Annotated in this window: 7 protein-coding genes; all 7 read left to right on the plus strand. The window is 42.1% G+C overall.

The annotated features are described in order from the left end of the window. The first annotated feature begins 343 nt into the window (after positions 1–343). The 7 genes from A7Q09_RS11285 to A7Q09_RS05880 all read left to right on the plus strand — a co-directional run bounded on the left by A7Q09_RS11285 (position 344) and on the right by A7Q09_RS05880 (position 8,878). The gene (locus A7Q09_RS11285) at positions 344–700 is read left to right on the plus strand and encodes a zinc ribbon domain-containing protein (RefSeq protein WP_134390349.1); all 357 of its coding nucleotides are present in this window, start codon (positions 344–346) and stop codon (positions 698–700) included. Positions 701–770: 70 nt separating this feature from the next. Further along, entirely contained in the window at positions 771–3,605 is a 2,835-nt protein-coding gene (gcvP, locus tag A7Q09_RS05855) for an aminomethyl-transferring glycine dehydrogenase (protein ID WP_134390350.1), read from the plus strand. Positions 3,606–3,696: 91 nt separating this feature from the next. Further along, positions 3,697–4,704, plus strand: coding sequence for a lysylphosphatidylglycerol synthase transmembrane domain-containing protein (locus A7Q09_RS05860; RefSeq protein ID WP_134390351.1), 1,008 nt, complete (start codon positions 3,697–3,699; stop codon positions 4,702–4,704). Further along, on the plus strand, positions 4,701–6,026 hold the full coding sequence (locus A7Q09_RS05865) for a CCA tRNA nucleotidyltransferase (RefSeq protein WP_134390352.1): 1,326 nt from the start codon (positions 4,701–4,703) through the stop codon (positions 6,024–6,026). Before A7Q09_RS05860 ends, A7Q09_RS05865 begins: the two co-directional genes overlap by 4 nt. Before the next feature lie 116 nt (positions 6,027–6,142). Further along, positions 6,143–6,448 carry an HU family DNA-binding protein gene (locus A7Q09_RS05870; protein WP_134390353.1) on the plus strand — a complete coding sequence of 102 codons (306 nt, stop codon included), beginning with the start codon at positions 6,143–6,145 and terminating at the stop codon, positions 6,446–6,448. A 1,137-nt stretch (positions 6,449–7,585) separates the two neighbouring features. Beyond that, positions 7,586–8,281 carry a class I SAM-dependent methyltransferase gene (locus A7Q09_RS05875; RefSeq protein ID WP_134390354.1) on the plus strand — a complete coding sequence of 232 codons (696 nt, stop codon included), beginning with the start codon at positions 7,586–7,588 and terminating at the stop codon, positions 8,279–8,281. A gap of 270 nt (positions 8,282–8,551) precedes the next feature. Beyond that, entirely contained in the window at positions 8,552–8,878 is a 327-nt protein-coding gene (locus A7Q09_RS05880) for a hypothetical protein (RefSeq protein WP_134390355.1), read from the plus strand. Positions 8,879–9,116: the final 238 nt, after the last annotated feature.

Raw genomic sequence — 9,116 nt, forward strand, 5'->3', positions numbered from 1 at the left:
CCGCTGAAAACCAAGGCGCGACCATGGTGGATTTGGGGGTATCGGCCATGGCAACACTCTTCAGGGGAGAAAAGGTAATCGGTCCCAAGCCGCACAGGGCCTTGCTCAAGCAATTGGGGCGACTCTCTAGAAATCTCTTGCGCAAGAAAAAGGGGTCGGCCAATCGGACCAAAGCCAAGGCTTGGATTTGCAAGGCTGCATGCCAGGATTGCCAATATCCGGCAGGAGGGCTTACACAAGCTCACCTCATGGCTCAGGCGATGATTTCACCGCGTGCTTGTCGAAGAGCTGAAAGTGGGCGGCATGAAGAAGAACCGGTAATCTTGCCGGCTCCCTATCCGACATGGGTTTCTTCGAGTTTCGGCGACAACTGGAATACAAGGCAGAAAGGGGTAGTGGTTTGGTGCTTGGCGCTGGTCGCTGGTTTCCGTCCAGCAAGAGCTGTTTGGCATGGGGGAGGGTCCAGGAAACACTGCCGCTGGCCATTCGCCAGTGGGTGTGCCCGGAGTGTGGAAGCATCCACGACCGGGAGGTGAATGCGGCCAGGAATATCCTGGCGTATGGTTTGGCCGTCCTAAACGGCCCTATGGCGAGTTCTTCCAAATGTGAAGCCGGTGGAGAAAAAAGCTCTGGTCACCGTCGAATGACGATGGTAAAACTGTCCTCTGTGAAGCAGGAAGTTAGCTTTGTTCCTCTGTGAGCAGAAGCGAGTAAGTCTGACGGAACGGAGCAGTTCCAAGTAATGGTCTGAGAAAAACGTTTTTAACACTATGCAAAGTATGGATTCTTTTATAGACAGACATATTGGCCCCTCGAAAGAGGAAATTAGAGAAATGTTAGATTTTCTAGATTTGAAAAGTCTTGAGGAGCTGATTACTAAAGTCATTCCTGAGTCTCTTAGAACGGCTAGCTCTTTGAATCTGCCCGAGGGAACTTCTGAAGAAGAGGCTTTAAAAGAGCTCAAAGCTATAGGTAATCAAAACCGACCCTTCCGCTATTTTATAGGCATGGGGTATACCGAATCGATATGCCCAAAGGTTATTCGTCGGATGATATTGGAAAACCCGGATTGGTATACGCCGTATACTCCCTATCAATCAGAAATTTCTCAAGGTCGGCTAGAAGCTTTGTTTAATTTTCAAACACTTGTTTGTGAACTGACTGCGCTGCCCATAGCTAATGCTTCACTTTTAGATGAAGCATCAGCCTGTGTCGAAGCCATGTTGATGTGCAAAAGGCTTACGGCAGATAAAAACCGGTCTCGGTTTTTTTTATCCAAAGATTGTCATCCTCAGATCCTTTCGGTTATGCTGACAAGATCCCGCCCATTAGGGATTGAGCTTGTCATTGACGACTGGCAGAAAGTAGGAATCGATACGAGCTTTTTTGGGACTTTAATCTCCTATCCAGATACAAATGGCCACCTATATGATTTTAGCTCTTTTGTTGAGTCTCTCCATCAAAAAGGGATTTTTGTCGTCGTTCATACGGATCTTTTGGCTTTATGTCTTTTTAAGCCTCCTGGAGAGTTTGGAGCAGATATTGCCGTTGGCTCAGCTCAACGGTTTGGATTGCCTCTATTCTTTGGAGGACCCCATCCAGCTTTTATCTCCGCAAGAAAAGGAATGGAAAGAAAAATGCCCGGTAGAATCGTCGGTATTTCGAAGGATGTTTATGGCAGACCTGCTTTTAGGTTGGCTCTACAAACACGCGAACAACACATAAGGAGAGAAAAAGCTACAAGCAATATTTGCACAGCCCAAGTACTTCCGGCGATCGTCGCTTCCATGTATGCTGTTTATCATGGAGCTGAAGGACTTCTGGCAAATAGTCAAAAAATCCTTTCTTATGCTTACTTTCTTTACAACCAACTTTCCGCTTTGGGATTTAAGCCTGATCCTTTTCCTTTTTTTGATACACTCAAAATCCCAATGGATAAAGAAAAGCTTGAGGAAATTAAAAACCGAGGGATCGAACAAGGATATCTTTTTAGGGAGTTTGAAGAAGCATCCGCTCTTGGCATTACTCTTGGAGAAAAAACAACTCCTGAAGATCTTCTTTCTCTCTTAAGGATTTTTGTTCCCAGCTTGAAAAATGAACCTTTGAATCTGGATCGTCTTGAAATTCCTTCTATTCCAGTTTCTCTTCAAAGACAAACTAAGTTTTTGACGCAAAAAGTTTTTAAAGAGTACCGCTCCGAAACAAAACTCAACCGATACATCAAGCGACTTGCTTCAAAAGACATTAGTCTAACAATCTCCATGATTCCCTTGGGATCCTGTACCATGAAACTCAATGCGGCAGCGGAAATGTTCCCAATACTCTGGGATTGTTTTACCGAGCCTCATCCGTTTGCTGGTAGAGAGCAGACGAAAGGCTACAGCATGCTTGCATCTGATTTAGAGGAATGGATTGCAGAAATAACTGGAATGGATTTTGTTTCGCTACAGCCCAATGCCGGCTCTCAAGGAGAAATAGCTGGCTTGCTTGCAATTAAAAATTATCTGGGCTCAATAGGTCAAAGCCAAAGAAACCTCTGTTTAATCCCCATCTCTGCCCATGGAACGAATTGCGCCAGTGCTGCTCTATGCGGATTTGATATCGAAGAGCTAGCTTGCGACGCTCTTGGGAAATTGGATCTTCTAGATCTTGAAAATAAAGCAAGAAAAAATGCTCAGAGGCTTGCTGCCCTGATGGTTACTTTTCCCTCCACTTATGGGATATTCGAAGACACACTGCCTGAAGCCGCCCGTATTGTCCATCACTTTGGTGGACAGCTCTATATGGATGGAGCCAATGCAAATGCCTTCCTTGGCTTATGTAAACCGGGAGAGCTGGGGGTGGATGTATGTCATCTTAACCTCCACAAGACATTTTGCATTCCTCATGGAGGTGGTGGCCCTGGAGTAGGACCCATCGCAGTAAAAAAGCATTTGGGCCCATTTCTTCCTTCTCATGAACTACAGGTGGTTGAAAAATGGAAAACAGGTCTTCTGTGTGCTGCTCCTTTAGGGAACGCTGGGGTGTTGCCCGTCAGCTGGATGTTCATCAGAATGGCTGGAAAAGAAGGCCTTAAAAGATGCTCTCAAATAGCTATTTTAAATGCCAATTACATGGCAAAAAAGCTTGAATCGGCCTTTCATGTCCTTTTCAAAGGACCACATGGATATGTTGCTCATGAATTCATTATCGATTTAAGGCCATGGAAGAAATACGGAATAGAGGTTGAAGACATCGCTAAAAGACTCATGGACTATGGCTTTCATGCGCCGACCATCTCTTGGCCTGTGTATGGGACCATGATGATAGAACCAACCGAATCGGAGTCAAAAGAAGAACTCGATCGATTCTGTGAAGCTTTATTTCTCATCAAAGAGGAGTTAGAGGCCATTGAAAAAGGGATTTATCCCCAAAACAATAATCCTTTGAAAAATGCTCCTCATCCTCCAACTCTCCTCTGCTCGGATAGCTGGGAGTTTCCTTACAGTCGAAAGCTGGCCGCTTATCCTGCTCCATGGCTAAAAGATTTTAAGTACTGGCCACCCGTCGGCCGAGTAGATAATGTATATGGGGATAGAAATTTTATTTGTTGTTTAGAAAATTAATCTCGCTCTTTGAGCTACAAATTCTTTATTCTTTTTGTTGCTTTTGTTCTATCTCTACAATCCGGAGCAAAATAATTCCGTTCCCACCGTTATGAATTCAAAACAATCGGCAGCCGAAAGGAAAAAATATTTGCTTTCGATTGTATTCCGTTCCCTTGTTTCGACAGGCATCCTCTCTTTTTTGTTTTTCAAAGTAGATTGGGCAAAAATTGCTACGGTGGCCCAAAGAGCCAATCCAGTGGACATAGTCCTTGGGATTTTTTTTGGTGGAGGACAAGTTTTTTTTTCTTCGATCCGATGGAAAATTTTACTTCAAACCCAAGGGATCTTTATTTCCGGAGCCAAAGCCTTTGAACTGACCCTTATCGGTCAGTTTTTTAACGCTTTTCTTCTTGGTTCTACAGGAGGGGACATTGTACGTATTTATTATATTATCCAACTCTATCCAGAGAAAAAAACGGCCGGCTCTCTTTCTGTCATCTACGATCGAGTAGTAGGTCTTTTAGGCCTAGTTCTTATAGGGCTGCTGCTGGCGTTGAACTTTTTTTACTTATTCCAAGCCAATCCTATAACACGCCATGCCGTTTGGATCTTTCTGGTTGTCACCCTCATCATCCTATTGCTTTTTGGACTCATCCTTTTTTTCCCAAGCCTCTTTTCAGTTGTCAGGCTACAAAAGAAGAAAAGTTCTTTCTTTTCAAATCCCTCCTTCAACAACTTATTCGATGCGATCCGGCGCTATCGACACGGGAAAAAAGAAAATTTGCTAGCTCTTATCTATTCCTTTGCAAGCCATGGCTCCACTTTAATTATGGCTTATTTTGCCACCCTTTCTCTTAATCTAGAAATCCCCTTTTTGTATTTGGCTGCAACCCTTGCCATTGTGAGTGTTCTCATATCCATTCCCATCACTATATCTGGATTGGGGATAAGAGAAGGACTCATTGTTGTCTTTTTTCACTTATTAGGTATAAAGACAGAACCAGCCTTAAGTTTTTCCCTTTTGGTTTTTGCAATGAGTCTTTTCTGGAGTCTGGTCGGGGGCATTGTGTATTTACGCTACAAAAAGTCTCGATTTAATGATACAGTACACCGATGAGAGAAGAGGCAATAGGGATAGTACACAGACTTCAAAAAGCAGGGTTTACAGCCTTTTTCGCAGGAGGTTGCGTCAGAGATATTCTATTGAAGAAAGAACCTCATGATATAGACATCGCCACTTCGGCTACTCCTGAGGAAGTTCAGCAGCTATTTAAGGATAAGGCAACAGGATTAATTGGAAAAGCCTTTGGAGTGGTTCGAGTAAGATCAGCTCATCATTTTTTTGAAGTTGCCACTTTTCGAACCGACATAGGATCGGAAGGAGGCAGATGGCCAGCAGCGGTGAGATTCTCTACACCAAAAGAAGATGCTTTAAGAAGAGATTTTACGATCAACGGTATTTTTTATGACCCTATTGCTGATCAGATTATCGATTATGTCAAGGGAACCGAAGATATAGAAAAAAAAATTATCCGAGCGATCGGTGACCCTAAAAAACGGTTCGAGGAAGATCATCTCCGTATGCTCAGGGCTATCCGTTTTGCTGTCCAACTGTCCTTTAGAATCGAAGAAAATACTTGGAATGCGATCCGGCAATCTGCTCAAGCAATCTCAAATATAAGTGCCGAAAGGATACGAGAAGAGCTAGATAAAATTTTTTGCAGTCCAGACCCTGCAAGAGGACTGGATCTTCTCGATCAAAGTAACCTGCTGGCTGTGATTTTGCCTGAAATTTATCGTTGCCATGGAGTAGAACAGCCAAAAGATTTTCATCCTGAAGGGGATGTATTCCAGCATATTCGACTTGTCTTAAGCCACCTGTCTAACCCCAGCCTTGAGTTAGTGCTCTCAGCGCTTTTCCATGACGTCGGAAAGCCTTTGACTTTTACTCGGGATAAAGAAGGAAATATTCATTTTTACGGCCACGAAATAGTAGGAGCTAATATTGCAGAAAATATAATGACCAGGTTAAGATACAGTCGAGACACAATTAAAAAAGTGGTCGAATGCGTTAAAAATCATATGACGTTTAAAGATGTTCCAAAGATGAAAAAAGCTACAGTTAAAAAACTGATATTAAAACCGACTTTCCCCATAGAACTTGAACTCCATCGAATAGACTGTTTGTCTTCACACGGAAACCTCTCAATCTATAATTTTCTCAATCAAGTTAAGGAAGCATATTCAACCGAAGCCTCATTATCCCCTCCAAAATTGATCACTGGATATGATTTGATTGCCATGGGATTGCAACCGGGTAAAAAAATTGGTGAGATTCTAGAACTTGTTCGAGAAGCTCAATTAGAAGAAAAAATTTCATCACGTAAAGAAGCCCTATTAATGGCCGAAGAACTTGTTCGGAATGAATCCATTAAATAGAATATTTAATTAAAATAAATATTGTTTATTAATTTGTATTTTTTTTATTTTTGTTTCAATATATGTATTGACTAATTATTTAATTACTGTAAACCCTTATTAAAAAAGGAGCAATTATGGCGAATGAAGAAAAAAAACAAGCGAGATTTAACAAAGCGAGTTTGGTTGAAGTCGTCCAAAAAAATATGGGAAAGGATACAACCAAAGCTTTGGCGGAACGATCGGTTGATGCTGTTATCAACGGGTTGAAATCGGGGATATTGAAAAATGGCATTGTACAATTAATTGGTTTTGGCACATTCCGCGTCATAACAAGAAAGGCTAGGATGGGAGTAAACCCTAAAACCGGGGAAAAGATTAAAATTAAAGCATCGAAAACCGTTCGTTTTTCACCAGGAAAAGAACTTAAAGAAAAATTATAATTAGCTATTAGTTCAGAGGAGTTCCAATAATTTGCCTTAGAGGGGAGGATACACTTTTACACTTTTAAGTAAGTAAATACTGAGGTGGTTTACATCACTACATTCTATACATAATTTTATATAAAATATTAGGTTTATTGATAATCTCTTATCAAAAAATATAACATTTTATTTTTTTTTCATTGCTTCAAAAGAAGCAATGATTATCCTCCCCTTGTATTCTTTTCTAGCAGTCTTTTCAGTTTCCAACGCATTCTTATTCTGACATCTCCCTATTCCCAAATTAGGATAGGTCTCTATCTATATCTTGCTAGTTGTGGCTATACCATTGAGGGAGGGAAAAGAGCTTGATCCCATTTCCTTTCTAGCAGAGCTAAATGAGGCAAGCTCCTTACTGTATTCTCACTGGCTTTGACATTAATTGGCCTGTCCCGCAGCTTGGTGGTCCAGTAGCCCCATTGGAGTTGGCGATGAAAGAGATTGTTTATTGCAGCTTTATTTAGAGAATTCGATTGTTTAGAACCTAGTCAAGCGATCCCAGTCATACAGCCGACGATAACTCGCATAAGTCTGAGTTGCTTCTTCTTTTTTTATCAAACACCACTAGCGTTCCATTGGTATTCGAAACGACAATAAGAAAGAGAATGGTGGATGATTTGCTCAAGGTCACTGTAGGGCTCTCTTGTTTCTAAGAAGAGAGAGATTTTTTAGCAGGTTCCCTAATCTTCCTTCCATATGTACTTATGCCCTTAGGCATGGACGCTATTGCCGGAGATTCTGTAGCCCTGATAACTGTCCTGCTATTCCTGAGCCGGGCCCATTGGAGGCATGATCCGTTTTTCGTCCAAACTCATACACTCTGCTGCCACAGTAGCGGGTTAAATTGTTTTCTTTTTTACTTGCTACCTTGCAGCTTTCGCCGTCTAACAATATACCGAAGTTGACTCATACATCATTTGACATAGAGTCCAAGCGCAGAGAGACTCCTTCCCTCACCGCTCTTACCATAGTAAATGATGACACGCAAACATTATCCCCTAATAAAAAACCGTACTTCCTTTTCACTCTGGTCTATAAAAAAGTAAAAGAAATATAAAAATTGGTGAAAAAACTCTCCTTTTCGCTTAATATCCTCATATGATGATCCAACAGATTTTTTTAATAATTTGTTTTTTTCTTTGGTTTTGCTCGTTCCCAACATATGGCCAGCATTCTGACCAAACAACCATCGAACAGAAAGCCAAGCATGGCTACCATCATAGTTTTCATGATGTTCATTACTATGCTCAGTTATTTGAGTCCAAAGAAAGGGATAAATGGCAAAAGCCTGATCGCATTATTGAAACGCTCAACATCAAGCCTGGTTATATAGTTGCAGATTTGGGAGCTGGCACTGGCTATTTTACCAGAAGATTTTCTAAGGCTGTAGGAAATGAAGGAAAAGTCTATGCTTTAGATTCCGAGCCAGCCATGATTGACTATTTACAAAAAGAGGTGAAGAACAAAAACCTTACCAATGTTATTGTTAAACTCGTCAAGCCTAATAATCCAGATCTAGGCAAAGCCTCAATTGATATTATTTTTATATGTGAGGTCCTTCATCACATTGATAATCGGATCGATTATCTAAAAAAACTGTCTCTTTCCTTGAAGAAAGGTGGGAAAATCGCTCTCATTGATTTTTATCCTAACGCACCTTATGGTCCACCTCACAGCCATCGTATATCCGAAAAAGAAGCGAGAGAAGAATTTCAACTGGCTGGTTATAAGCTCTTAAAAAAGCACAATTTTCTACCTTATCAATACTTCCTAGAATTTATACCTAAAACATAAATTGTTTGAAAAATTTATCTGGTTTTTTGCGCTTAAGGCTGCAAAGCACAGAGTTCTCTAGACAAAAGTCTCATTGCTTTTCTACCATGTGGCTCTGCAACTGGTTATTGCCTAGCCCATGTTTGGTGAAAATCGTCTGATTTTGTGGGTGCTCCAGAGGAGAGGGAGCCATTTTTGCTGAAAACATAGTGATACATTATGAATAATTATTATGTGAATAAATCTTTTAAAGTAACTACATAGATCAACGTTATAGGATAATGTCTCTTTATGTTTCTGCGTATCGTTCCAATCCGGCGGCTCAAGCGGGAAAGTGGACCAGACCGTTCGACTAGTGGAGAGCTACTACGATCGAGGGAAAATCTAGAGATCCGGTCGATAGCGAATCTTCTAGCGCAAGGAGCTTTTGGCTCTTCATGTGGACAGGCTTGTGGAGCTTTTAACGGGGGAGCTCGAGCAAAGACGACGGAGAGCTCTAAGCCAGAATTGGCGGCGGTTTGGGGCCCGCGACTATTAGCCAGAGCTTTGTGGGAGGAGTTGGGGTTTCCTTTAGCTTTTGGGGGGAGCTGCTCTAGAGGCGGCAAGCTCTTTCCCTAGGCAAGGAGAGCTTTTGTTCTTGTAGCCGATCAGTTGATTTGCCCGGGAAGCGAACATGCCCTCTTCCCAGTGGTTAGAGACTGACTATGTCCCGGATCGGCGGGGGAGGAGCGGACTAAAGCCGGTGTGGAAGCAAAACGGTCGGGTACAGGTGGCCCACCGCTTCCTTTGGCCCTGGTATCGGACGCTGGATGAGCTGATTCAAAGGAAGGGGAAGATCGAAGAGGGCCTTTTTGCT

The organism is Methylacidiphilum sp. Yel, assembly GCF_004421185.1.
In the GTDB taxonomy this organism is placed as follows: Bacteria; Verrucomicrobiota; Verrucomicrobiia; order Methylacidiphilales; family Methylacidiphilaceae; genus Methylacidiphilum.

Coding starts and splice junctions, on each gene's coding strand:
- A7Q09_RS11285 (WP_134390349.1), top strand. CDS start 344: ATGGGTTTCTTCGAGTTTCGGCGACAACTGGAATACAAGGCAGAAAGG.
- gcvP (WP_134390350.1), top strand. CDS start 771: ATGCAAAGTATGGATTCTTTTATAGACAGACATATTGGCCCCTCGAAA.
- A7Q09_RS05860 (WP_134390351.1), top strand. CDS start 3,697: ATGAATTCAAAACAATCGGCAGCCGAAAGGAAAAAATATTTGCTTTCG.
- A7Q09_RS05865 (WP_134390352.1), top strand. CDS start 4,701: ATGAGAGAAGAGGCAATAGGGATAGTACACAGACTTCAAAAAGCAGGG.
- A7Q09_RS05870 (WP_134390353.1), top strand. CDS start 6,143: ATGGCGAATGAAGAAAAAAAACAAGCGAGATTTAACAAAGCGAGTTTG.
- A7Q09_RS05875 (WP_134390354.1), top strand. CDS start 7,586: ATGATGATCCAACAGATTTTTTTAATAATTTGTTTTTTTCTTTGGTTT.
- A7Q09_RS05880 (WP_134390355.1), top strand. CDS start 8,552: ATGTTTCTGCGTATCGTTCCAATCCGGCGGCTCAAGCGGGAAAGTGGA.